The organism is Chlorobiota bacterium, assembly GCA_016710285.1.
Lineage (GTDB): Bacteria > Bacteroidota > Ignavibacteria > OLB7 > OLB7 > OLB7.
Window position 1 is genome coordinate 3807638 of sequence record JADJXR010000001.1, and the last position, 26167, is coordinate 3833804.

General features: G+C 54.3%; 20 protein-coding genes and 1 tRNA gene. 5 read left to right on the plus strand and 16 right to left on the minus strand.

What is annotated here, in order from left to right:
- Window positions 1-7: 7 nt before the first annotated feature.
- The 5 genes from lpxD to IPM61_14170 form a co-directional block, all read right to left on the minus strand.
- Window positions 8-1054 (minus strand): UDP-3-O-(3-hydroxymyristoyl)glucosamine N-acyltransferase, encoded by a 1047-nt coding sequence (gene lpxD, locus IPM61_14150; protein ID MBK8912457.1) that lies wholly within the window; start codon window positions 1052-1054, stop codon window positions 8-10.
- Between the two features lie 12 nt (window positions 1055-1066).
- A complete protein-coding gene (locus IPM61_14155; protein ID MBK8912458.1) occupies window positions 1067-1729 on the minus strand; it encodes an OmpH family outer membrane protein in 663 nt (220 codons plus the stop codon).
- A gap of 13 nt (window positions 1730-1742) precedes the next feature.
- Entirely contained in the window at window positions 1743-2285 is a 543-nt protein-coding gene (locus IPM61_14160; protein MBK8912459.1) for an OmpH family outer membrane protein, read from the minus strand.
- A 68-nt stretch (window positions 2286-2353) separates the two neighbouring features.
- Window positions 2354-4732 carry an outer membrane protein assembly factor BamA gene (gene bamA / locus IPM61_14165; protein ID MBK8912460.1) on the minus strand — a complete coding sequence of 793 codons (2379 nt, stop codon included), beginning with the start codon at window positions 4730-4732 and terminating at the stop codon, window positions 2354-2356.
- A gap of 5 nt (window positions 4733-4737) precedes the next feature.
- Window positions 4738-5577 carry an isoprenyl transferase gene (locus tag IPM61_14170; protein MBK8912461.1) on the minus strand — a complete coding sequence of 280 codons (840 nt, stop codon included), beginning with the start codon at window positions 5575-5577 and terminating at the stop codon, window positions 4738-4740.
- Between the two features lie 244 nt (window positions 5578-5821).
- On the opposite strand from IPM61_14170, the gene IPM61_14175 reads away from it, so the two are divergent.
- Complete coding sequence (locus IPM61_14175) at window positions 5822-7399, plus strand: DUF1800 domain-containing protein (protein MBK8912462.1); 1578 nt, start codon at window positions 5822-5824, stop codon at window positions 7397-7399.
- Window positions 7400-7434: 35 nt separating this feature from the next.
- Complete coding sequence (locus IPM61_14180; GenBank protein ID MBK8912463.1) at window positions 7435-8967, plus strand: DUF1501 domain-containing protein; 1533 nt, start codon at window positions 7435-7437, stop codon at window positions 8965-8967.
- Window positions 8968-9061: 94 nt separating this feature from the next.
- Here IPM61_14180 and IPM61_14185 read toward each other — a convergent pair.
- Window positions 9062-9147 (minus strand) — tRNA-Leu (locus tag IPM61_14185).
- Between the two features lie 20 nt (window positions 9148-9167).
- The gene (locus IPM61_14190; protein MBK8912464.1) at window positions 9168-10820 is read right to left on the minus strand and encodes a 30S ribosomal protein S1; all 1653 of its coding nucleotides are present in this window, start codon (window positions 10818-10820) and stop codon (window positions 9168-9170) included.
- Window positions 10821-11232: 412 nt separating this feature from the next.
- On the opposite strand from IPM61_14190, the gene IPM61_14195 reads away from it, so the two are divergent.
- Together IPM61_14195 and IPM61_14200 are read left to right on the plus strand one after the other, a co-directional pair.
- Entirely contained in the window at window positions 11233-11844 is a 612-nt protein-coding gene (locus tag IPM61_14195) for a hypothetical protein (protein MBK8912465.1), read from the plus strand.
- A complete protein-coding gene (locus IPM61_14200; protein ID MBK8912466.1) occupies window positions 11844-12671 on the plus strand; it encodes a glutamate racemase in 828 nt (275 codons plus the stop codon). The genes IPM61_14195 and IPM61_14200 overlap by 1 nt, the downstream gene beginning before the upstream one ends.
- Window positions 12672-12680: 9 nt before the next feature.
- Here IPM61_14200 and IPM61_14205 read toward each other — a convergent pair whose 3' ends face one another.
- The 5 genes from IPM61_14205 to IPM61_14225 form a co-directional block, all read right to left on the minus strand.
- Window positions 12681-14009: a sigma-54-dependent Fis family transcriptional regulator gene (locus tag IPM61_14205; GenBank protein ID MBK8912467.1), complete on the minus strand. Its 1329-nt coding sequence runs from the start codon at window positions 14007-14009 to the stop codon at window positions 12681-12683.
- 28 nt (window positions 14010-14037) lie between these two features.
- Window positions 14038-15432: a HAMP domain-containing protein gene (locus IPM61_14210; protein ID MBK8912468.1), complete on the minus strand. Its 1395-nt coding sequence runs from the start codon at window positions 15430-15432 to the stop codon at window positions 14038-14040.
- Between the two features lie 810 nt (window positions 15433-16242).
- Window positions 16243-17679: an acetyl-CoA carboxylase biotin carboxylase subunit gene (locus IPM61_14215; protein MBK8912469.1), complete on the minus strand. Its 1437-nt coding sequence runs from the start codon at window positions 17677-17679 to the stop codon at window positions 16243-16245.
- Window positions 17680-17767: 88 nt separating this feature from the next.
- Window positions 17768-20110, minus strand: coding sequence for an endonuclease MutS2 (locus tag IPM61_14220; protein MBK8912470.1), 2343 nt, complete (start codon window positions 20108-20110; stop codon window positions 17768-17770).
- A gap of 22 nt (window positions 20111-20132) precedes the next feature.
- On the minus strand, window positions 20133-20576 hold the full coding sequence (locus tag IPM61_14225) for a GatB/YqeY domain-containing protein (protein ID MBK8912471.1): 444 nt from the start codon (window positions 20574-20576) through the stop codon (window positions 20133-20135).
- Window positions 20577-20638: 62 nt separating this feature from the next.
- On the opposite strand from IPM61_14225, the gene IPM61_14230 reads away from it, so the two are divergent.
- Window positions 20639-21583 (plus strand): ABC transporter substrate-binding protein, encoded by a 945-nt coding sequence (locus IPM61_14230; protein ID MBK8912472.1) that lies wholly within the window; start codon window positions 20639-20641, stop codon window positions 21581-21583.
- A 130-nt stretch (window positions 21584-21713) separates the two neighbouring features.
- Here IPM61_14230 and IPM61_14235 read toward each other — a convergent pair whose 3' ends face one another.
- The 4 genes from IPM61_14235 to atpH form a co-directional block, all read right to left on the minus strand.
- Complete coding sequence (locus IPM61_14235; protein MBK8912473.1) at window positions 21714-22895, minus strand: MFS transporter; 1182 nt, start codon at window positions 22893-22895, stop codon at window positions 21714-21716.
- A gap of 102 nt (window positions 22896-22997) precedes the next feature.
- Window positions 22998-23876, minus strand: coding sequence for an ATP synthase F1 subunit gamma (gene atpG, locus IPM61_14240; protein ID MBK8912474.1), 879 nt, complete (start codon window positions 23874-23876; stop codon window positions 22998-23000).
- Window positions 23877-23933: 57 nt separating this feature from the next.
- On the minus strand, window positions 23934-25481 hold the full coding sequence (locus tag IPM61_14245; GenBank protein ID MBK8912475.1) for a F0F1 ATP synthase subunit alpha: 1548 nt from the start codon (window positions 25479-25481) through the stop codon (window positions 23934-23936).
- Window positions 25482-25598: 117 nt separating this feature from the next.
- Entirely contained in the window at window positions 25599-26147 is a 549-nt protein-coding gene (gene atpH, locus IPM61_14250; GenBank protein ID MBK8912476.1) for an ATP synthase F1 subunit delta, read from the minus strand.
- Window positions 26148-26167: the final 20 nt, after the last annotated feature.

The window sequence follows — 26167 nt, forward strand, 5'->3', positions numbered from 1 at the left end:
AGCTACGTTAATCGGTCTGCTTCAACACTAATTTTTCTTCAAGCTCACGCAGCTTGTTTTTCAGTTCTTGTATTTCTTTTAATGCATCGGGTAATTGCCGAATTGCTGCTTCTTGGCGCAAGGCCAGTCCATGCTCTTTTGCCGGGTGGCCAAAATACCTGCCAGATTTCGAGATGTTCTTGCTGACACCTGATTGAGCTTCCACAATCACATTATCGGTGGTTGTGATATGCCCAACCAATCCTACTTGTCCCCCCAGCATATTGAATTTGCCTAATCGAGTGCTGCCGGAAATTCCACTTTGCGCGGCTATCACCGTATGCTCACCCACAATAACATTATGAGCAATATGGACTAAATTATCCACTTTCGTTCCTGTGCAGATGCGCGTCTCCCCCATTGTGGCGCGGTCAATCGTGCAGTTTGCGCCGATTTCCACATCATTTTCGATAGTCACAATTCCAAGCTGAGGGATTTTTTCCCAATGCGTTTGCCGCTGCAAATATCCAAAGCCATCGGAGCCGATAATCGTGCCTGAATGGATAACAACATTATCGCCAATAAAGCAGCCATCATAAATGACAACGTTAGGATAAATGGTGGAATTTTTGCCGACACTAACATTTCGGCCAATTACGACACCAGCATGAATCTGGCTTTTGCTCCCAACGGCGGAGCCTTCGCCAACCACAGCTGTTGGACCGATGTACGCCTCGAGATCAATAGTGGAGCCTTCAACAACTGCTGAAGGATGAATGCCAGCAGGGTATGTTGCTTGGTTTGGGTAGAAAACTCTTAGAAGCTGTACAAATCCAGCGTAAGGGTCGCCAGTGCGGATATAGGTTATATCTGTGCGCTGCGGAGTGTGCGCTGCGGAGACAATGAGGGCCGAAGCAAGCGTTTGTGTTTCGTAGCGTAGGTATTTCTGGTTTGCAATAAATGAAATGTGCCCAGCTTCGGCATATTCAATCTTTTCGATCCCACGGATTTCCGTTTGTGGGTCTCCAATGATTTCTCCGTGAAGGAGTTCGGCAAGCTCTTGGATTGTCATCATATTTAGATGATTCTACGGACTGGTGCGCTCCCCTTCACCATTTAAGATTTTATTTGGGTCAATATTGACCCCTTTCTGCAAATCTTTCAGCAGTTCGTTGGGATCCAACGATGGGCTTTTATCGGTGCTGCTGCTTACTTCAACACCTTCTGGCAGCTTAATTGCATCGGCACTGACCCCCAATCGCTTTAGCACAGCGATTGACAAATCAACCTGGGGGTTCGCATAAAAAATTGCGGCGGAAGTGGAGCTTTTATCGAAGACGATGTCCATCTTCTGCGATTTTGCTTCTTCTTCGATAGCGCGGGTGATATTGTCGAACACCGGCTTCATAATTTCGGCCTGCAGCTTCTCATATTCTCCGCCGGGAGCGTACTTCGTTCTGCGGAATTCGGTAAGCTGGGCTTGGACGTTCGCCAGCTTGGCTTCGGCATCTTTCCGTTCTTGCTGGCTCCAGATCAGCCTGTTGGTCTCGATCTCATTTCGCAATTTTTTCTGTTCCCCTTCCATCCGCTCAATTTCGCGAAGCCATCCGGCTTGGATTTCGCCCAGCCGGGTTTGGGCCGCGCTGGCTTCCGGTAAATTAAGCAGGATAAGATCGCTTGCTACATAGCCAACTTTTTGGGCGTATGCGTTGGTGGCCATCACGGAAGTGATGGCCACAATTGCAAGCATTGCGCGAAAAAGGTTATTGGGATTCACGGCTTAAATAGTCTAGAACTTTAAACGTGATGTTGACGGTAGTTTTTGGATCTTGGTCAATATAGACCAAGTTGCTGTTTTCGAACACTACTGCCACTTTTTCTTCTTTCGCAACTTTGGCGATAATCTTCTTGATTTTTTCGCGGAGTGGCATCAGCAGTTCGTTCTGTTTTGCAAGGATGTCACCCTGTTGTCCGAATTTTGCCTGCTGGTACTGCAAGATATAATCGCGCAATTGCAGGATTTCCCCTTCACGCTGTTGCTTGGCATCGGGGGCCATTGTGGCCTGCTTTTTCTGGTAGTCCTCCAACTCTTGGTCATACTTTGCTTTCAGCATCCCCAGCGTATCCTCGAATTGTTTCCGATAAACCTGGAGCTGTGCTTCAACAGCCTTAAATTCCTTGTGGGTGCTGATGATCGTCTCAGTCTCGACATAACCGATGCGCAGTTGCGCGTTGGCTGCCGAAGGATGCAGGACCAGTAGTGAGAAAAGCACACAACCAAGTGTGCGCAAAGCGATGTTCGTCATACGGTTTTGTTGCTGTGAAAGGTCAGTTAAAACGGTTGTATCGGTTGCGTTCGTTCTATCTCTACGTTCTACTTGCCAAACTGGAAGTGGAATTGCCAGCCCGAACGCTCGGGAACTACGCCCGGGCGTTGGATTGAGCCGCTGGGGTCGAATCCGTAGCCATAATCAAATCCTAAAATTCCTACCGGAGGAACCATCACTCGAATCCCAAAGCCAGCCGAACGCTTCAGGTTGAACGGGTCAACCTCGCTAAGGTTTGACCAGACGTTTCCGGCCTCGGCAAATGCCAGCACGAAAATGGGAATGGGGTTGAGTGCTATCGAGAAGCGAAGCTCGGTTGCGATTTTATTATAGACCTGGCCAACTGGAATTCCATCGCCACCGATTGGGCCAATTGAGCGGTCTTCGTAGCCGCGTAATGGAACGGAATTCAGTGCCGTAAGCCCTGTCCCCCCCATCGCATATAACGAAAGCGGTGGGATGTTGGCAAAATCTCCATAATTATATAAGTAGCCGAATTCGCTGCTTAAGTAGAAGACAAGGCTGTTGGATTCTGTCACGTCAACAATGGGTGAGTAGAAATCCAGCTTCAGTTCCGGCTTGACGTACTCGGCATTGCCAAGCCCGGCAACGGTTGAGCTAAGCGTGAAGCGGGAGCCATATTTGGGAAATACCGGATTATCAATGCTGGAGCGGGAGACGCTGAGCGTTGAGCTAAATTCCGTTCCGTTCCGGTAGTAGGTGCTGGTTCCGCTGATGTCGTTGCGAAGGAAGCGGACCACCATGTCGGTGCGGAAGAAATCATCGGGCCACCCCGGTTTCCATCCAGCTGTCACCGAAAGCCCGGCGCGGCGCAGTTTGTTCTCGCTGGTGCTGACGGTCGTTAGATCTTGGGTCTGATAAAAAACGCTTGACCCCAGCGTGACCGGCCAATCGAACAGATATGGCTCGGTTAATCCCAGAGAAAATGTTGTGACGTAGGAGCCAAACTCCCAATTAAAATTCAGGATTTGCCCACCACCACCCTGCAACGGTTCAGTGAGGGAGAAATTATTGAAGGAGACACCAAGCATTCCCGTTAGCCCTTGCGAGCTAAGGCCGATTGATGCGTTGAAGGTGTCGCTGGGGCGTTCCTCTACTTTGTAGGTGATGTCAACGGTTGTGGCATCAACTGGCTGAACGGCTGGTTCAAGGCGTTCGGGGTTGAAGTAGTTCAGGTTGGCAAGATTGCGAAGCGAGCGGATCACCGATGCTTTGCTGAAGACATCGCCAGGGTGGGTGAACAATTCCCGGCGGATCACTTTATCCTTCGTGCGGGTGTTTCCGCTGATTGTGACGTACCGGATATTGGCAGGGTTCCCCTCCACCATTTTGATCAGAACATCCACCGTGTCACCACTGACCGGTTGCTCGCTTAACTGTGCGTTGAACGTTAAATAACCGTTATCAAGATAGAGCGAACGGACGTCGGTCTGATCCTCGTTCCCATTCAGATTTTTTTCCAGCCGCACCTGATTGTAGGGGGCGTTTGTGTCAACATCCAGGCGGCGGAGAAGCGTTGCCGAAGGATAGACGGTGTTCCCAGCAAGAGCCACGTTCCGCAAAAAGACTTGCCGACCTTCCGAGACAGTGATGTCAACGTCGGCTTTTCCGGTGGTTGGGTCAATGGAAATAGAGTCGGAGAGAACCGAAGCATTGATAAAGCCACGCGTGCGGTAATAATCCACAAGCAACTCCTCATCTTTTTTCAGCTTCTTCCGGTCGAAACCGGAAGAACGCCAGAATTGCCACCACGATTTCTCCTTCACTTCGCTCATCGCACCTTTCAGGTCATCATCAGGGATTGCGGAGTTCCCGTTGATCGTAATGATCCCGATGCTTACCTCCGGCCCTTCTTCAATTTGGAAGGTGAGGTTATTGCGGCCATCCTCTTCGGATGGGGTCGTTTCCACTTTTACTTTGGTGAAAAGGTAGCCCTCTTCGCCATACTTTGCGCGGATTTTGGCGCGTGATCGGTCAATCTCATACGGTGACGCGATGTCGCCCGTGCGAATGGTGGTGACGGCTTCCAAGTCTTTCTGGCTGAACTCATCGTTCCCCTGAAAGGTGATTGCGCCAACGCGCCCGTACTCTTTCACGCTGATAACGATTGCCCCTTCATCGCCCCGCATATCCTCCACGTAGATTTTAACGTCACTGAACAGCCGCCGATCCATCAAATTTTTAATGGCTTTGGGGAATGCTTCGCTTCCTGCGGCGATAACATCGCCGATATGGAGGTTGGAGTAGGCGATGATTGCCGAGGCGCTTGCGGTCTCGTTCCCCTCCACGCGGATGTCGCGGATACGAAGCGATTGTGGCGTGGCTTCCGGTGTTTGTGCGTTGGCAAGCTGATGGGTCAGCAACATTGCCAAGCTGGTTGCAATCAACGATCTGGTAAGAATCATGGGTGTTATGGCCGTTTTATCAGATCAATGATCTTTTGAACGTACGAGCGTGCAGGGACTTCTTTGTCGGTAAGCTGTTCGCTGGTTTTCCCGAAGCGGCGTTCCCGTTGCAAGAAATCGCTGAGGGCTTGATAGAGATGGTCGCGGCGGAACTCCGGCCAGAAGACGCTGGCAATATGAAGCTCTGCGTAGGCCATTTCCCACAGCAGGAAGTTGCTTAGCCGCATTTCGCCGCTGGTGCGGATCAGCAAGTCGGGGTCGGGAAGGCTTGCGGTTGTTAAGTAGGTTCGGAATAAGTCCTCGGTGATATCTTCCGGCGAAAGTTTTCCCCGGCGGACATCCAAGGCTAACGTTTGCACCCCACGAACGATGTCCCACCGCCCGCTGTAGCTAAGAGCCAGCGTTAGATTCAGCCCTGTGTTTCCCGCAAGCTGTTCCATGCTGGAATGGAGTTGCTTCTGCACCGGTTTGGGAAGTGCGTTTAGCTGGCCAATCGCGCTAAGCCGGACGTTGTTCCGGTGAAGGTCTTCAAGCTCGTTGCGCAGATAGACCATCAGCAGATCCATGAGAACGGAAACTTCACTTTTGGGGCGTTTCCAGTTTTCGGTGGAGAAAGCGTACAGCGTCAGGTACGGGATATCAAGCTGCCCACAGGCTTGGACAATATCACGGACGGAATCCACCCCGGCACGATGCCCCGATACGCGCGGAAGCCGTTGCTCTTTTGCCCATCGGCCATTGCCGTCCATAATGATGGCAACGTGCTTCGGCAACATTCCTGATGCTTTGAACTCCTGCTGAATCTGCAGGTCGCTCTCGGTTTGTGGTGTTGACCAGCTGCTCACAATCGTATGCTATTGGATACTAACGATACCCGCTCAAGGCTTTTCAAGCGGGCGAAACTACTTGATCGCCTCGGTATATCCAAACCTGTTGGGCTGCCGCAACAATGCCGAACATTCTGCTAACCAAGCAAGGCAATTCTTTGCACCCCTTTTTTTGAAAGGGTTGGAAGGAAAACCGGTTGTTTACAACCATGATATGGCGTAAGTTCCCGCGTCCTTGTCTTGAACTCAACGCAAAACAGCTATGGATCGCCGCAAATTCCTTTCTGCACAACGCCCGCCGCTCCCCTTACCAACAACGCTCACCAATAACACGCCTGCTTCCAAGCAAGGAGCCTCGCTTCTTGCTGCCGGCGGATTGGAACCTTACGTGCCACGTGCCGAAAAGCCGTGGAATGCCCAACGTGCGGCGCACTTGTTCCGCCGTGCGGGCTTTGGCTGCAATTGGGGGGATATCCAAAACGCCCTTGCCCTTTCCCCGGGGGCAATCGTTGATGGATTGCTCTCCTCAGAACCGCTTCCTTCTCCCCCAGGAAACTGGGTTAGCCAAGATTATTTCCAGAACAGCAACGCCGCAAGTGCCCAGTATGCCACATGGTTACGGGAGCTTCAGGAGTGGTGGTTTGGGTTGATGGCCGACCCCAAAAATATGCTCCGCGAAAAGATGGTGCTGTTCTGGCACAACCATTTTGTGAGCGAGTACCAAGTGGTGTATTACACCCAGTACCTGTATATCCAGAACCAGCTGTTCCGGGAGTTCGCGTTTGGGGACTTCAAGGAGCTGACAAAGCGTGTGACCATTGACCCTGCGATGCTGATCTACTTGGATGGATACGTCAGCAAGGCGGGAAATCCCAACGAGAACTACGCACGCGAGCTGCTGGAATTGTTCGCAATCGGGACAGGGTTCTACGCCGATGGAACGCCACATTACACCGAACATGACATCATCGAGCTTGCACGCGCCTTAACCGGTTGGACCCCCGACCGTTTATCGGTGCGGTTCAATCCCGCAAGTTTTGATAGCTCGATGAAAACCATCTTCGGGAAATCTGCTGGCTACGGGATCCAAGGAAAAGCCGAGGCAGATGTTATTGACCTGATCTTCGAGCAAGTTGATAAAGATGTCCAGCAGCCACGCTCGGCGGTCTTCCTTTGCTCGAAACTCTACCAAACCTTCGTTCACCACGAGCCGAACATGGAGATTGTGGCCGCAATGGCGCAGACGTTGGTGGAGAATAACTGGTCGGTAAAAGCAGTGTTGAAGGCACTTCTCAGCAGCGAGCATTTCTTCGATGAGAATGTGATGGGGGCATTAATCAAAAGCCCTGCTGATTTTATGCTTGCTTCGGTGCGTGGTTTTAACCTGCAGCCAACCATGGCTTCAAGCAATCGTGCGGTTGACCGCCCCGAAACCCACGATCCCATCACCGTGATGTGGTATCTGTCGCAATGGCTGTTCTATCCGCCAAACGTGAAAGGGTGGCCAGGCGGGCGAACATGGATCAGCAGCGTCACGGCTCCGTTACGCGTCCGCTACGCCAAGATGTGGGTGGAACCGATCCCGAATTCCTTGCCGTACCAATTCGATCCGGTTGCATTTATCACTTCCCTGCCCGATGCCGATGATGTCCATAAAGTGCTCGATAACCTTATCACGCTCCTCCTCCCTGTCCCGCTGGATGAGGAAACCAAGAAGGTTCTGCTTGCCGAGCTTCTTGGCGGCGGGTTCGACTACGAATGGAAGCCTGCGCAATCGGCCCAGAAGATCCGTTCCTGCTTAGTCCGGCTGACAAGTTTGGCCGAATTCCAGTTGATGTAACCGCACACAAACCACAAAGCCAACACTGACCAACTATGAAACGCCGACAATTCCTTGTACGCGCTCTTCAAGCCGGAACGCTGATACCGCTGGCTTCCACCGGGTTGTTTGCACGTCCGCTGGCTCGCCATTTCTTTGCCCGCCCTTCGGCTGCATCGGATAGAATCCTGGTTCTGATAAACCTGAATGGTGGAAACGACGGGTTGAACACCGTTGTCCCCTATGCCGATCCGCTCTATTTCAAGGCTCGCCCAAACATCAAGCTCCCCACGGACCAGGTGCTGAAACTGAACAACGATTTGGCATTGCACCCTTCCATGGGTGCGGTGCATGATATGTTCAAAGCGGGAACCGCTGCGGTGGTCTCCAATGTGGGCTATCCGTACCAAGATCGCTCCCACTTCCGCTCGACGGACATCTGGAACTCCGCTTCCGATGCTGAGAAAGTTCTCTTCACCGGATGGATTGGCCGATATATCGAGAACGCACATCCAGAATATCCGGCCCAGCTTCCAACCGCTCCGTTTGCAATTCAGGTGTCGTCCAGCACTTCCCTGCTGTTGCAAGGGGAAGCAGGGAACACCGGCATCGCGATTGATAATCCCGACCGTTTCTACAATCTGGCCAAAGGGCTTGGAAGCAGTGATTCCCCAGTCCCCGCAACGCTTGCTGGGCCGGAACTGAAATATGTTCGGGAAATCCTTGAGCAATCGAACACCTTCTCGACTGCGATCAACCAAGCGATGCTGGGAAGCACAACCAACGCACAGTACGACGCCGACAACTTCTCCTCGCAGTTGAAAGTTGTGGCACGGCTGATCAATGGCGGGCTTGGAACCACTGTCTTTGTGGTGACGCTGGGCGGGTTCGACACCCACTCGGCACAGTTGGCGCAGCAGGCAGCATTGCTGGGCCGGTTGTCGCGTGGGATCAAGAGTTTCTTTGATGACATCACCGCAAGCGGGAATGCCAACCGGGTGACGTGCGTCACCTACTCCGAGTTCGGGCGGCGGGTCAACGAAAATGGCTCAGCCGGAACCGATCACGGCGCGGCGGCTCCGCTGTTTGTGTTCGGGAACTCTGTGAATGGTGGGGAAATCTATGGCGGGAATCCAAACCTTACCGACCTTGATAGCCGGGGTGATATTCAATACACCGTGGATTTCCGGCAGGTCTATGCTGCGGTGCTGGAGGATTGGATGGGGCTAACCAATGCCGACGCGAAGAATGCGTTGCTTGGGGATTTCACAAAGCTCCCTCTGTTCAAAACTTCCTCCTCCTACTACGCCGACGATGCGGTAATGGCCGGAATGGTGTTGGAGCAAAACGCACCGAACCCAGCCATCAGTGGAACAACCGTCACCTTCACCACCCCAATCCAGGGGTACGCAACGCTCCGGCTTTACTCCGCCGATGGCAGGTTTGCGGGTGAGTATCTAAGCCAGACGGTGCAAGCCGGGCAGCATCGGATACCGGTGAACGTGAGCAATATCCCCTCCGGGCGGTATCTGTATCGGCTGCAAATCGGGCGATTCCAGATGGAGAAGTGGATGACGGTGGTGAGGTAAACACGCGCCGCATAGTTACGCGATAAAAAAGAAGCGAGGTATCGGCAAATTGCTGATACCTCGCTTCTTTGTACATGACTTGTTGTGCTTCTTGTGCCCAGAGCGGGACTTGAACCCGCACGGTGCTTACGCACCATCAGATTTTAAGTCTGATGCGTCTGCCGATTTCGCCATCTGGGCAGGCACGCATGTGCGGCCAATTACGACTGCCCAGACTCTTCGCTTGCTGCTGGTGCTTCCGGCGCATCCGCTGGCGCAGGTGCGGCGGCGGCTACGGCCTCGGGCTGAGTTTCAGCAGGAGCTGCTGGCGGCGGCGGAGCTGGTACGGCTGCCGGAGCTTCTGGAGCTGCTGCAACAGGAGCTACTTCCGGTTGCGGTGCTGGCTCATCGTAGTTCAATTGCTTTTTGACAGCTTCGCCCAAAAGGTCACCAATGGAGAAGTTGCCGATCAGCTTGGAGTTTTTCAGCTCGTTCTGCGGTGGCTGTGGCGGGGCAACTGGGCGGTCACGGTCGCCGCGCTCACCACGGTCGCCGCGGTGGTCACGCCGTCCGCCTCCATCGCGCCCACCTTCACGCCGCCCGCCCCCACCCTCTCCGCGCCGATGTCCTTCACCACGCTCGCCACGATTTCCCCCACCTTCGCGCCCGCGGAATCCGCCTTCACGCCGCACAGGTTCTTCTTCCGGTGCGCTGTCATCATGTTCAATAACAAGCCCAAAGATGAGCGATTGGTTTGCTGGGTCAATATCTACAACGTGAACGGGGAGCTGTTCGCCAGCTTTCATTTCGGACAAGCGGTGTGCAGCACGCCCCATTCGCCCGCGTGGCAGGAACCCTTCAACATCTTCAACCGTCACCACCACGCCTTTGCTGGAGATTTCTTTCACCTGTGCTTCCCAGTTGGTTCCCAGCGCAAATTTTTGGGACAGGGTCTCCCAGGGATTCTCGCCAGCTTGGCGCAAGCTGAGTGCTAACCGTTCCCGCTTTGCGTTGATCTCTAGGATTTTCACGTTGACTTCAGCACCTTTCCTCAGCATCTCACTGGGGTGCTGAATTCGTTTGGTCCATGAGAACTCACGCAGGCGAACAAAGCCTTCGATACCTGGGGCAATCTCCACAAATGCTCCAACTTGGCTAAGGCCAACGACCCTTCCGGGATAGACCGAACCAGCTTGAAAGCGTTCGTCGGCACCGCCCCAGGGTGAAGGGAGCAACTCCTTCATCCCTAAGTATATCCGTTTTTTCTGGCGGTCAATTTCCTTGATGATGACCTCCACCCGTTGCCCTTTGCGGACAAGTTCGGATGGTTGTTTGGTTCGGTCGTAGCTGATTTCCGAAGCATGCACCATTCCATCAACCCCGCCGATATCCACGAAGATTCCGAAATGCAGGACGGATGTTACGACCCCGGTGCTGCGGTGGCCAACTTCCAAGGAATCCATCAACGAGCGACGAAGGATGGAACGGCGGGTCGCGGTTATGCGGCGTGCGTCCGTTTCAAACTCGGTTATCTCCAGAATATTTGCCTTGAATGGTTCGCCCGGGATTGCGTCAATCGTTGGGTTCGGAACGGCACGATCCAAGCTCCAATGCGACATTGGAAGGAAAATCTCAAGCCCTTTATAGCCAGCAACCACCCCACCACGGTTGTGCGAGATGACCGTAAGCTCAATCTCCTCATGCTTGTTTTTCTTCTCGGTAAGTTCGGCCCAGAGGGCACGTTGCTCTTCCTCAGGAAGTTTGCTGCCACGCCGACCACCACGCTGTTCCGGCTCTTCTGCTGGCGCGGCGGCAGGAGTGGATTCCTCTGTTGATTGGGCGTTACCTTCTGCCGGTGCAGCTTCCTGAGCCACCGTAGTGGAAGAACCTTCGGGAGTATCAGAAATTACAGGAGGTTGGGGAGCAGCTTCGGGGGCTGTTTCGGCTTGCGCCGCAGCCACTACAGGAGCTACCGCTTCTGCGGCGGCTGGCTGCGGTTGTTCCGAAGGTGCAGATGTTGCTTCTGCGGTTGTTTCCGTTGCTTGGGTAGATTCTGGTACTGCGACCGCATCGTTTTCGGCAACATCTGGCATGTTTTGTGCCTCAGTTGCTGTGGTTGTTCCGTTGTCCGTCATGGCTTCTGAAGAAGTAAGTGGTCCGAAATGCTACTGCTTTGCTCTATTGCTATTTGGCTGCTAAAACACGCCGATCCTGCAAAAGGGGGCGCAATATAGCACTGTCTCAAGAAAAAGCAAGCATGGATTGGATTGGTAGAATCGGTTCGGAATGGCGATTTCGTATCTTCGTTTCATGCTGCTGCGCGTAAGCTACATTTTTTGGTTTGGTTCGCTGGCGATTGGCGCATTTGTTGCCTACAAACTGCTGCGCGATGCCCCAATCGCATCCCCCTCCTATGTGGGAGTTGCATCCTGCCAAAGTTGCCATTCGTCATCGCGGTCTGGGGATGTTTTTGATGTTTGGGTTCACAGCAAGCATGCGTTGGCATATCAGGTCATGAGCAAAGAATTGTCCAGGAATCCCGGCATAGGCGATTCCGCCGAATGCTACCGCTGCCACACCACTGCGTCGCGACCACCCGTCAATTCTGCTGAGCGGATGATGATTACCGAAGGAGTTGGGTGCGAGCGTTGTCACGGGCCGGGAAGCGAGTACAGCAGCTACGGCAACATGACCGATGAATCGCGTTTTCTGGCAAATGGCGGCGTTAAGGGGTCGTTGTCGGATTGTGGACATTGCCATACGGCACCATCGCAGTGCCCAAACTGCTCACCTGCCAGCGCAGCCACGACGAATGCCGAAGCATTATGGAAGCAAATCCGCCATGGCCAAGCTGATACTACTCGGTCGGCAAATTCAACCACCACCAACCGCAACTGATGCACACTCCTTTCTCCCCCATCGGGTTGTTTGATTCTGGCATCGGAGGGCTATCGGTAGCCCGGCAAGTGATGCGAATCCTGCCGAATGAGAACATCGTGTACTTCGGCGATACCGCCCGCGTTCCATACGGGACCAAATCGCCCGAAACAGTGATTGGATACTCGCTTGAGGCCGCTGCCTTTTTGCGCTCGCAAGGGGTGAAGCTGATTATCATTGCTTGCAATACGGCATCGGCAGTTGCCCTTCAAGCGGTGCAATTGGCATCCGATGTTCCAGTGCTTGGTGTGATTCGGCCAGGCGCGGCAGCAGCCGTGGCAGCAACGAAGAACGGTGTGGTGGGGGTCATTGGTACTCAGGGTACTGTGAGGTCGTTAGCTTATCAGAATGCAATAACGGATTTATCATTTACCGCATCCGTCCTTGCCCAACCGTGCCCGCTCTTCGTCACCCTTGCCGAAGAAGGCCATACCTACCACCCCGGAACTTTGATCTTTGCACGCGAATACTTGCACCCCTTGCTCCGCCAGTCCATTGACACCCTCATTCTTGGATGCACCCACTACCCCCTATTGCAACCCAGCATTAGCGAGGTCTGCGGCCCCGCCGTGACGTTGATTGATCCTGGAATTGCAACCGCCCAAGAAGCATTGGGACTGCTGCAATCATCTGGGATGCTGAACTCCTCAACATCCCTCCCACGGTATGAATACTACCTTACAGACATCCCACTCAAGTTCATTGAAGTTGGCGAGCGGTTCTTGGGACGAACGCTTCATCATGTCCACCGCATCCAACTTGATGATTTACCAGCGGCTCACCGATAACTCACATCTCTACAGATTGTACTTTTTGCGTTTTCTCCATAAAGTGGCGGTGTCTATATCTAAGATTTTAGCGGCTTCCTCATAATTTTTTGCCTCGGCAAGCACACGGGCAATATGCTCCCTCTCAATATCCTCCAATGTTTGCCCATGCTCTTGTTCGTTGGCGTGGTTATGCTTGGCAAGCAGCCGCAGTTCATCCGGTAAATCATCAACTCTGATTTCCGATCCCACAGCCAAAAACACCGCACGGCTAATTGCATTTTCAAGCTCACGGATATTCCCTTTCCACTCATGCTTCATCAAGGCATCCATTGCATCGCTGCTGACCGTTAGCGTAGCAGACTTTTGGGAACCGTATTTTTGTAGAAAATGCGCTACCAGTATGGGGATGTCTTTTTTACGCTCGCGCAACGGTGGGATTTTCAAGCGGACGCTGTTTAAACGGTAAAAAAGATCCTCACGAAAATTCCCCAACTGTATTTCCTGAGCCAAGTCGCGATTTGTCGCGGCAACAACCCGCACGTCAACCGTCCGGGTGTTGCTTTCTCCAAGCCGCTCATACTCACGGCTTTGCAGCACGCGCAACAATTTCGATTGCAGCGGCAATGGTAGTTCGCCAACCTCATCTAAAAAAATCGTGCCGCCGCTGGCTGCCTCAAACCTTCCAACTCTATCCTTTAAAGCCCCAGTAAATGCGCCTTGGATATGGCCAAATAATTCTGACTCCAGCAGATTTTCGGGGATTGCAGCGCAGTTCACCTTCACGTACGGCTCCGAAGCTCGCAAACTGCGCTCGTGGATGAGCTTTGCAAACAACTCTTTTCCGGTTCCGCTTTCCCCTTCGATTAGCACAGTTAATGGTGTTGCCGCAACGCGGGTAGCAAGCGTCAACAACTCCACTATTCTTGCATCTTGAGTGATAATATCTTTGGAATACACCGCCGGCTGCTCAGAATGATTTGCCGCCGTTTTTAATCGGTGATAATGAACCACAGCGTTGATAAACAGCCGTAGCTGCTCAAGATCGAACGGCTTCTGCAAGTAATCGAACGCGCCCCGCTTAATCGCCTTCACAGCAGTATCCACCGTTCCGTGAGCGGTGATAATCACTACTGTTAGCTTCGGCATTATCCTCAGCAACTCCTCCATTAATTCGATGCCATCCATTGGATACATCTTCAGATCAAGGAATGCGATGTCGAATTTCGGAGAGCTTCTTGCATACTCCAATGCTTGCCGTGGATGAACAAACGACTCCACTTGCAAATCCATTGCCGAAAGGCTAATAGCAATCGTTTTTACGATATTCGGCTCGTCGTCAACCAGAAGCACGTTCATTGCTTGGTCCAATGTTATTGTGATGTTGCTATGCAGCCTCAAGCTGCTGCGGAATACGCAAAGTGAACGTACTCCCTTTGCCAAGATCGCTTACCGCCAAAACTGACCCATGATAAATGCTGACAATCTCACGAACGATTGCAAGGCCAAGCCCAACACTCCCAGGGTTATTTTGCCCAGAAGACTCCACCTGATAGAATTTCAAGAAAATTTTATCCATGCTGTCGCGTGGGATTCCGCTCCCTGTATCGCTTACTTCAATAATAACATCTGAATTCCTTGAATAAGCATTGATTGAAACCTCACCACCGCTGGGCGTGTGGCGGATTGCATTACTCACCAGATTATTCAACATCAGCAACAAATCATCCTGGTTAATCCACACTTTGGAGTTGGCTTGCTCGGTGGAGGTTTTCAGAACAACCCCTTTCTCCTGAAGCTGCACGCGATGCTGCTGCTGTACCGTTGCCAAAATATTCGACAGATTCACCCACGTGCATTGCTTGGGTTCGTTTCGTTTTTCCAAACGAGATATTTCTAACAGATCACTTACCAATTTGGTTAGCCGCACACAATCTTCCTTTACCCCTTTCACCAAGTCGAGCTGTTGCTCATTTAGGTCTCCCGTAATTTTTTCTTGGAGAATATCAGCAGTCATTAATATTGAGGAGAGCGGGGTTCGCAATTCATGGCTAACCCTTGCCAGGAAATCCGATTTAATTCTATCAAGCTCCTTGAAATGTGTGATGTCGCTGAACAGAGCAACCACCCCTTGGACCGACAACGTTGCCACCAGCGGAAGCACCTGCACAGCATAATAATGTTCGACCCCTTCAACTTGGCGAATATACACGGGAAGTTCCCCAGCGGTTTCCATTACTGGGTTCGATAGCTCTGGATTCAGCAGCTTTCCCCGAATATATTGCTGAAGCTGCTGATCTGGAATAATCTGCTCTAACGATGCGCCCACTTTCTGCGCTGGGTTCTCAACGCGGAACAAATCAATCGCGGCATTGTTGAGCAGTAGGATTTCAGCATCAGCATTCACAACAACCACAGGAACCCCGATACTGCTTACCACCGCCTCAACCTTTTGCTTTTCAATAAGAAGCTGATCGTAGTTGAGCTCTTCATATTTCCGCAGCCGTTCAATCATTCGATTAAATTCAAACGTCAGGTCGCCAAACTCATCGTCCGTTGTGATAAGCACCCTTTCCCCTAATTTCCCACCCGATAAATTCTTCACTGCTTGATTTAATCTTTGGATTGGGCGCGTTGCCCACCGGGAATAAAAAATTCCGGCAAGGATCGCGGCCACAACCGAAATCATCACCGAAACGATAATGGCATAGAGCGTTTTTTGCGTCTCCTCTTGAACCTTCCCACGCGACTCCGCAACCTGTTTGCGGGCGATAGTAAGCATTGATCGCGATTCCCTTCGCAGCTGGCCAACTGCGCGGAACACCACATCCATGGATGCGATGGAGAATATGCTATCCTGCCCGGAAAGAAGCCGCTGGGTGGCGCGATTATATTCTTGCGTTGCCGATCGAATCCGGAGTAACGCTTCGGCATATCCAAGCAGCGTATCTATCCGGGATTCATAGACTATGGCAATTAACTGGGCGTTGCGATTACGAAATTCGTCCTGCCAGTTTTTTTGTGCTTTGGTTTGCGGCCAAGTGGTGGGAACCGATTGAAGCAATCGCTGCTGGTCGTCAACAAGTTGCATAAGCTCGATAGCCGTGGCGGCGGCTTCGTAGTTTGGGGTGAGCATGCGATCCGTGTATTCGCCAATGTGCGCAAAACGGAACACGGACCACACCCCAAACACTACGTTCAACGCAATGATTGCGAAAAATCCAGCGTTTATTTTCGAGCGAAGCGTTGTGAACATACGCGGTTCACAGAAGGGTTTCCATAACGGCTAACTATCAATACCGGAATTTTGCATTCGGCCAGTGCCGGATAATAAAATAAACCGCGCCGATAAGAATTCCAGCGGCGATAATCATGTAGCCAATAACAATTGTTTTGGCAATTACTGGCGATGCAGAACTTCGTGTTAGCCACCCGCGCCAGTTGCAGTGGTGGCAACGATAAACACCATACACCGGAACAAACGTGCTAATTACTCGCTCCTTCAAATTTCTCAATTTTGAGCGGTGAACGCGTCCGACAGTTTTGCAATTTGGGCAGCGATGAAGAATTCGTGACATGGCGGTTCCCCCCTCTATAAAGCGTGCAAGAATCGTTCTTCCATTGCCCGCCGAACTGCGCTTGCCGATGCCGCAGCAACTTCAATAAGTTGCTGATCCAGAGGAAGCAACTCCGGCTGCCAATGCTCCTTCACAAAATTCGTGCTGAAATTCCCGGAAATAAACGCGGGATGCTCCAGAACAAACCGGCAAAAAGGGATTGTGGTGGCAATGCCAGCAATATGGGTTGCGTCCAGGGCTTGCAGCATTCTTGCAATTGCTTCGGCCCGCGTCTCCCCCCATGCAATGATTTTTGCCACCATCGGGTCGTAGTAAAGGGTCACAGGCATTCCGGCGTAGAGTGCCGAGTCAACGCGGACTCCATCGCCGATTGGCTCCACCACCTCGCGGATGGTTCCGATGCTTGGAAGGAAATTGTTGAACACATCCTCGGCACAAACGCGGCATTCGATTGCGTGCCCTTTGCGCTGGATGGAGTCGGTGGAAATTGGCAGGCGTTGGCCCGAAGCCGCCAATAACTGCATTTCCACCAGATCAATGCCGGTCACCATCTCGGTAACGGGATGCTCCACCTGAAGCCGGGTGTTCACCTCAAGGAAGTAGAAATCTCCGTTTTCATCCAGAAGGAACTCCAACGTGCCGGCGTTGGTGTAGTTGGCCCCGCGAACCAACCGCTCGGCAGCCATGAACATCCGGTTGCGCAGCGCGTCGTCAACGGCCACCGAGGGGGATTCCTCCACAACTTTTTGGTGGCGGCGTTGGATGGAGCATTCGCGCTCGCCCAGCACCGCAACGTTGCCATGCTCATCGGCCACAATCTGTAGCTCGATATGGCGCGGTCCCAGCACGTACTTTTCAACAAACACCTCATCGCTGTTGAAGGCGGTCATGGCTTCGCCACGGGCGGCGCGCAATCCTTCCTCCAGCTGCGACGGTTCCCACACCACCCGCATCCCCTTCCCCCCGCCGCCGGCCGCAGCTTTTAGCAGCACCGGGTAGCCGATTCGGTCCGCCACTTCGCGAGCCTCTTCCACCGAGCGGAGCCCCTCCTTTGTCCCTGGCATAATCGGGACGTTCGTTTCGGCGGCCAGGCGGCGTGCGTTGGTCTTGCTGCCAAGATGGTCAATAGCATCGGGCGAGGGGCCAATGAACTTCATTCCTGACTGGGCACACGCCACGGCAAAGGAGGCATTTTCGCTGAGGAAGCCATATCCCGGATGCACCGCATCCGCCCCGGCGTGACGCGCTGCCGACAGCACCCGCGAAATATCCAGATAGGTCTCGCGTGGGGTGACTCCAGGAAGCCGGATTGCGGTGTCGGCCTCCTGAACATGAAGCGAGGAGGCATCGGCATCGGAGTAGATGGCGATGGTTTCAATCCCCATCTTCCGCGCCGTTCGGATAATCCGGCGGGCGATCTCGCCACGGTTGGCTATCAGCAGTCGTTTCATTGCTTGGTTGGAAAGTTCAAGAGAGAGTAGATGGGCACAATGCCACGTGGTATCCGCCCCAAGCAGGTTGGGACGGATACCGGGCCGATTATTTCAGTTCAACGATCGTCACCCCTGCGCCCCCTTCTGTCAACGCGCCAAGCCGGTACTCGGCAACGTTGGGATGGTGGCTCAGGTGGTCGTGGATGCGGCGGCGCAACGCACCGGTCCCCTTCCCGTGGATGATCTCCAGACGGTTGATATGGGAGTTCAGAAGCGCGGTGATTGCCTGCTCGACTTTCACAACGGCTTCATCGGCGAACATTCCGCGAAGATCAATTCGGGTTTCGGCAAGATCGGCATTGGTGACGGATTGACGCCCGGCCCCCTCGCGCCGAAGCTCCTTTTTGGAAACGGCGATCAGATCATCGGCGTGCGCCCGCATCCGCAAGGCACCGAACTGCACAACCGCGTTCCCTTTCTCGTCTGGCTCAATCGCAAGCTCCCCAATCTGGGCCCCGCCGCGCAGCTTCACTGTGTCGCCAACCTTGAACCGTTTTTCTTCCTGCGGCACGGCGGCTGGCGTTGCGGAAACCCCTCGGCGCGTTTCCTCGATGGCTTGCCGCATCTGCTTCACTTGGTCGTTGCTTGCGCCGGAACGGATTTCGCGGAGCGTGTTTTCGATCAACGTGTTGGCATTGTTCAGCACGCCGCGCGCTTCCTCGCGGGCATCGGCAATGATGCTCTGCTTCCGGCTGTTGAACTCTTTCATCTCCTCCTGCAATCGTGCGCGAAGTGCCTCGGCTTCTGCGGTCTGCTTCCGGTATTCCTCGCGGTGACGGCGGCTTTGGGCAAGGTCCTCCTCCAATTGGTGGATGATCTCCGTCATTCGATTCCGCTCCTCCCCCAATTTCCCACGTGCGTTTTGCAAGACCTTCGGGTTCAATCCCAGCCGCTCCAATAACTCGAACGCGTAGCTGTTTCCTGGCATTCCAATCACGCAACGGTAGGTTGGGGTGATGGTGCGGGTGTCGAACTCCATCCCGGCATTCACCACTCCTTCGGTCTCGTAGGCAAACACCTTCAAGTAGCTGTGGTGGGTGGTGGCCAGAATAAAGGTGCGCCGTTGCAGCAGGAACTCCAAAATGGCCGCCGCAATCCCCCCACCTTCGTCGGGATCGGTTCCGGTTCCAATCTCATCAAGCAGCACAATATCCCCCATCATCACATGTTCCAGGATCTGGCTGATCCGCGACATGTGCGCGCTGAAGGTGGAAAGGTCGTTCTCGATGGACTGCTGGTCGCCGATGTCGGTGAAGACGTTGCAGGGGTGAACAACACACTCCGTTGCCGGCGGATGGATTCCGGACAAGGCCATCATGGTGATAAGCCCCAGGGTTTTCATCGCCACGGTTTTGCCCCCGGCGTTCGGGCCGGAGATCACAACGGCCCTGGCCTCGCGGTTCATCTCGATGGTCAGCGGAACAACGCTCGGCAAGCGCAATTGCAGCAACGGGTGGCAGGCGTTGTGCAGGGTAATCACGTCGTCGTCGGTGACGGTTGGCTCGGCACAGTTGTATTTCTCGGCATACCGTGCGCGGGCCACAACGGAATCAAGCAACTGCAGGCGGAGGAGTGACCCCTGGAACAGGTCGGCCTCCTGGCCAAGCTCTTCGGTCAGCACGCGGAGTATCCGCTCAACTTCGCGCCGCTCGGCAAAGGTGAGTTCGGCAATCTCGTTGTTCATGTCGAAGATTTCCGCTGGCTCCAAGAAGACGGTCCCGCCACTGTGCGATTCCCCATGAATGATGCCAGGGATCTTCCGCTTGAACTCCGTTTTCACCGGAAGCACCAACCGCCCTTCGCGAAGGGTGACGTACTCCTCGGTGACAAGCTCATCTTCGGAAACTTTCCGCAAGATCCGTTGCAGCCGTTGGCGCAGCGCGGCCGAGCGGTCAATGATGTCGCGGCGGATTCGGCGAAGCTCGGGGCTTGCGCTGTCGCGGACGTTTCCAAGATCATCAATCGCATCCTGGATGTGGCGCTCCAGCAATCGGTTGATATGGATCCCTGCGCAAAGCTCCGATAACAACGGAGCGTGGGCCGATTTCCCCATGAAAAACTCGCGCACGCGGCGCAAAGCAAGAATGGTTGTGCCGATATGGAGGAAGTTTTCGCCGCTAAGGTAGTTCCCCTGGATTTTTGCATAGCTAAGGGCGTTGCGGATGTCGTAAATCCCATCCAGCGGAATCACTTCCTCATGCTGGATGCAAACCCGCGCTTCCCCCACCATTCGATTTTCGCGGCGGATGGCATCCTCATCGGATAAGGGAGCCAGGCCAAGCAGATGCTCGACCCCCATCGAGGAAGCTGCAAACCCGGCCACGTGCTCAAGCACCCGGTGGAACTCCAACTGCTCAAGGCTTGAGGCGATTAATTCATCACGTGTCATCTCTATTGCTGTAAAAAGGGATTCAGGATTGAAGGGCATCGCGCACAACGGCTTGCACGCGATTGCCATCGGCAACGCCACGCATGGCGGCCATTGCTTTGGGCATTACCAGCTTAAAATCGTTAGGGCCCGAGGCTCCGGTCTGGGCGATAATCTCGCGAACCTTTGCGCGGATGTCGTCGTCGGAAAGTTGCTGCGGCAGGTAGGCTTCAATGATCTCAAGCTCCACCCGCTCGTTCTCCGCAAGGTCGTTCCGCCCGGCGGCGATGAACTGCTCCATGGCATCCTTCCGCGCATTCGCTTGCTTCTGGACGGCGCGCAGCTCCAGATCCGGGGTGACTTCGTTGCCACTTTTCTGCAATTCAAGAAGCGCGGCGCGCACCATGCGAAGGGTTCCCAAGCGAACCTTCTCGCCCGATTTCATCGCTTCTTTCATGTCGTTTGCTATTTTCTCGGTCAGTGTCATGGCGTTCAATGGTCTGTTGTTCTTATGGTATTGATGAAGGGTCCAAACTTACTGCATCTGCAATGAACAGAGTACTATCGCTGCTCCCCAGCGCGACGGAGATTGTTGCCGCAATTGGTGCGGAGGAAAGCCTTGTGGGGATTACCCACGAGTGCGATTACCCGCCCGCAATCACCGCAACCAAACCAACGGTGACCTCGGCACGGATCAATCCGGAAATGCCGAGCGAGGAGATTGACCAATTAGTCCGCGCTCAGCTGGAAGATTCCGGGACGTTGTACGCGCTTGATCTTGAGCTTGTCCGCCAGCTTCGGCCCACCCACGTGCTGACGCAGCAACTGTGCACGGTGTGCGCGGTTGGCTATGCCACGGTTCACGCAGCAATGCGGTCCCTGCCCGATCCACCAGAGGTTATCAACCTTGAGCCGCGAACGCTGGAAGAAGTGTTCGGGACGATGATTGCTGTTGGGGAATTGCTTGGCCGGAAGGAGGCTGCCGAACGGGTTGTTGCGGGCCTTCAACAGGGCTTGGCAGAAATCCCGCGGCTCCCCACGCCGCCACGGACGCTGTTTCTGGAGTGGCTGATCCCCCCTTTCCGAGCCGGGCATTGGATGCCGGAGCTTGTTCGCTGGGCTGGGGGAACTCCGGTGCTTTGCAACGAAGGAAGCCATTCCACGCAAGTCAGCTGGGAGGCGATTCGCGCAACGGAGTTCGAGGCGTTCGTGATCTCCTGCTGCGGCTTTTCCGTGAAGCGCACGCTGCTGGATATTGAAGCGTCGGCTGAGTTCCAAGCATTGCGCGCCGAGCGTCCTTCGCTTCGGGTAATCGTTATGGATGGCAATCATTACTTCAGCCGCCCCGGTCCGCGCCTTGTGGAAAGTGCGCAAATGCTGAACGCCGCGCTGCAAGGCTTGCCGCCAGAATTGTCCGGGGCATCTATCCCGGTTCCGTATTCCTTCCTGTTAAGCACGGCGATTTCAAACGCCGCCAATGCCGCCAGCATTTAAGTGAGCCGGATAGATGCCCGGGTAGCGGCTCCGACCTTTGTCGGGGCCGAGAGGAAATCCGCCGAAGGCTAAAGACCTTCGGCTACCTTTTATCAATCCTGACGAAGGTCGGGACGGCTATCGGCTCTCGTCATTCGGCGTGCTGTGCTGCGTGCGATAGCTCTGGTGGCTTTGATTGGAGCGTGAGAGACATTCCCCAAAATGCAATAACGGCCGCGACGATTCCGTACCACACAAGCTGGCCTTGCTCAATCAACACGCCTGCAAGGATTGGCCCGATAATCTGCGCGATGCTGTTCAGCGATTGGCTTACCCCCAACGCCTCGCCCTGCTCGTGCGGTCCCACCGATTTGGTCAGAAGCGTCGTCAACGCCGGCCGCGTTACCGACGAACCGAATCCCCCCACCACCACCCCAATCAGGAACAACCGCCAATCATGGATGAACCCCATCGGAATGTAGCTGATCGCCATTGCAAAAAATCCAACCGTGGAGAGCTTCACTTCCCCCCAAGCCGTTGCCAGCCGCCCAACAAGCCCCCCTTGCACTATCGCGCCCATCAATCCCGAGAAGGCGAACAGATACCCCGTCTCCCTTGCCTTGAATCCGAACTGGCGTTCCAGGAACATTGCCAACCCGCCAATCAGCAGCGCGAACGCAAGCGCGAACGCAAAGAACTCCAACAAGCTACGCCGCGTTGCCGGGCGGCGCAGATACTCCGAAAAACCGCTAAGCCTTCCCTTTCGTGGCGATGGCGATGGCGCGACCGGTGTGCTTGGAAGCAACACGATGGTGCAGATGATGGAGGTGAGCGACAACCCCGCCGCCGCAAATGCCGGAACCGAATGCCCAAAATCGGAAAGGAAGCCGCTCATGGCCGGGCCAATCAAGAACCCCAGCCCAAACGCAATCCCGATGAACCCAAACGCCTTGGTCCGCTCCTCCGGCTTGGTGACATCGCTGATGTAGGCTTGGGCAATGCTTAAGTTTCCGGCGGTGACTCCATCAATAATTCGGGCAATGAACAGAAGGAACAAGGAGTTGGCAAAGCCGAGGACCAGGAAGCCAATGAAGGTCCCAATCTGGCTGAAGATCAGCGTTGGCCGCCGCCCGATGCGGTCGCTGATGCGGCCCAAGATTGGCCCGGCCAGAAACTGGCAGACTGCGAAGCTGGCAAACAGCAGCCCCACAACAATCGGGCTTGCGCCGAACTCCTCGGCATAAAACGGCAACAGCGGGATGACGATGGTCAGCCCAAGCACATCCACCGCAACCACTAAAAAAATCGAGACGAGCGCTTTGTTCGATGTCATTGTTGGCTAAATGATGGCTGCATTGTTATGGGTGAAAAAAATGCGGGGAACCTCACATTGTTGGAGATTCCCCGCTGAAGCATTGATGCTCTTGGCGTTGCGTTATCCCTTCAAGGCTTCCGCGCCAGATACAATCTCCAGAATCTCCGTTGTAATTGCCGCCTGGCGTGCCTTGTTGTAGCTGATGCGAAGCGTCCGCACAAGGTCCTTGGCGTTGCGTGTGGCGTTCTCCATTGCGGTCATCCGGGCTCCCTGTTCGGCGGCATTGGAATCCAGCAGCACGTTCCACATCTGGGTGTTAAGGTGCTTGGGAAGCAGCGCATCCAGCAGGCTTGCCTGGTTTGGCTCAAAGATATAATCGGCCATCACCGCGTAGTCCTTGTTGGCTTCCATTTTTGGGATTGGAAGCATCTGCTGGACGATCACCGTTTGCTTAACAATCGAGCGGAACTCGTTGTAGATCACCTCAACCCGGTCAAAGTCTTTCCCAACAAACCCGTCCACCGCGTCGTTCACGATTTGGCGAGCGTAGATAAAATCCAAGCTGTGGAAGATGCCCGGATACGGGGCAATCACGTTGTAGCCCCGCTTGGTAAAGAAATCCACCGCACGTTTCCCAACCACAATCAGGTCAAGATCGCCACGGGCGGCAATCTCCGCATAGTTGGTGTTGATGTGGTTCACCGTGGTGCGGAACACGTTGCTGTTGAACGCGCCACACAGCCCGCGGTCGGCAGCAACCACGATTAGGCACACACGCGCCACCTCGCGTTCTTCCAGCAGCGGGCTTACCGATGATTCGGTTTGGGAAGCAAGGAATTGCAGCAGTTCACGGAGTTTTTTTCCGTAGGGACGTGCGGCGATAATTGCATCCTGCGCACGGCGCAACTTGGCCGCAGCAACCATCTTCATTGCTGAAGTGATTTTTGCGGTGTTCTCAACGCCTTGGATACGGCCGCGTATCTCGCGAAACTTTGGCATGGGCTGTTCAGGCGTGCTTCGATTGATAGAAGCACGAAACTCAGGTTACGTGTGGATTTAGCTTCGTGCGAACGTCTTGGAGAACTCGGTGGCGGCACTCTTCAGCGCGTCGCTGATCTCTGCCGACAACTCCTTCTTCTGTGCAATGCTTGGAAGCAGCTCCGGGTTTTTCAGCTTCAGGTAGCCGATAAACTCCTGCTCGAACCGCCGAACATCCCCAAGCGAAAGGCTGTCCAAAAATCCACTGGTTCCGATGAAGATCGCCGCAACCTGTTCCTCGACCGGAATCGGCTGGAACTGCCCTTGCTTCAGCAGCTCCACCAAACGGGAACCGCGGGTCAGCAACTGCTGGGTTGATTTATCAAGGTCGGAACCGAACTTCGCAAACGCCTCAAGCTCGCGATACTGCGCAAGGTCCAACTTCAGCGTGCCGGACACTTTCCGCATCGCTTTAATCTGGGCACTTCCCCCCACCCGCGACACCGAAATACCGACGTTAATTGCGGGACGCACGCCTGCGTTGAACAGGTTCGGCATCAGGTATATCTGGCCGTCGGTGATTGAGATCACGTTGGTTGGGATGTAGGCCGAAGGGTCGCTCTCCTGCGTTTCAATCACTGGGAACGCCGTCAGCGAGCCACCGCCGTTTTCCTTGTCCAGCTTGGCGGCGCGTTCCAACAAGCGGGAGTGGAGATAGAACACGTCGCCCGGATAGGCCTCGCGCCCTGGCGGACGGCGCAGCAGCAGCGAAAGCTGGCGATAGGCTGCGGCTTGCTTCGACAAGTCATCATAGACTGCCAGCGCGTGGCGGCCGCTGTCACGGAAGAACTCACCCATTGCCGCGCCGGAGTACGGGGCGATAAACTGAAGCGGTGCGGGGTCCGCAGCGCTGGCCACCACCACCGTGGTGTACTCCATCGCGCCGTTGTCTTTCAGAATCTGCACAACGTTTGCAACGGTGGAGGCTTTCTGGCCGATGCAGACGTAAACGCAGAACACAGGGTCAATCCCCTGGGCTTTTGCTTCTGGGGTGTGGGTATATTTCTGGTTGATGATCGTATCAATCGCCACCGCCGTCTTTCCGGTTTGGCGGTCGCCGATGATAAGCTCGCGCTGGCCGCGCCCAATCGGGACCATTGCGTCAATGGCTTTGATGCCGGTTTGCAGCGGCTCGTGAACAGGATAGCGGGCGATAACGCCGGGTGCTTTCTGCTCGATAGGGAGCGTTGTGGTGGTGTTGATTGGACCACGCCCGTCAAGAGGCATCCCCAACGGATTGACCACACGCCCTAACAACGCCTCCCCCACCGGAACCGAAGCCACCTTTCCGGTACGCTTCACCGTGTCCCCTTCTTTAATCAGCTTGTCATCGCCGAACAACACCACACCAACGTTGTCCTCTTCAAGGTTCAACGCCATTCCGGTGACACCGTTCGGGAACTCGACAAGCTCCGAAGCAAGAACGCTGGTTAGGCCATACACACGCGCCACACCGTCGCCCACCTCCAAAACGGTGCCGATGTCATAAACATCCACCTCGCTCGAGAAGCCGGTCAACTGCTTGCGCAGGATGGCAGTTACTTCATCGGGACGAACTTCAACCATGCTGGTTATCTGTACTAAATGAAAGTTGTTGCTGGATTCTGTTGCCGAACAATGCTGTTGGAATACCACGCGCAAAAGGAATGGCAACCAGGGGTTGCGTTCCCTTGTATCGGGCGGTTAGTTCAACGAGCCTTGTAGCAGGGTCTCGTGCATTCGGTCAAGCTGATGCCGTAGGGAGGCATCAATCATCGTGTCGCCAAAAATTGCCCGGAAGCCGCCGATCAAGCTGGCATCAATCTGGTACTCGGCGCGGATGCTTTTGCCGCTGATTGATGACAATCGTTGCTCAATCTCTTGCTGTTGTGGCGGGCTTAACGGGGCCGCGGTCGTCACCACCGCGCCAATCACATTCCGTTCGGCATCAAGCAGCTGGAAGTAGGCTTCGGTGATGGAAGCAAGGTCCGCCGAGCGACCCTTGCGGGTAAGCAGGCCGATAAACCGCGCCACCACCTCACCAATTTTACCCTGAAAGACTTCAAGCAGAATGCTTTCTTTCACCCGCTGATCCACCACTGGGGTTTCCAGCAATCGGCGAAGCTCTGGGGAGTTTTTCAATGCCCCCTGAATCGTCTTGAAATCTTCGGTGACGACCTCCTGCGCATTCTCATCCCTGGCGATATCAAGAATCGCTTTGGCGTATCGCTGCGCTGCTCGTGTTTGCGTCATCGTGATGCGTTGGTAAGGGG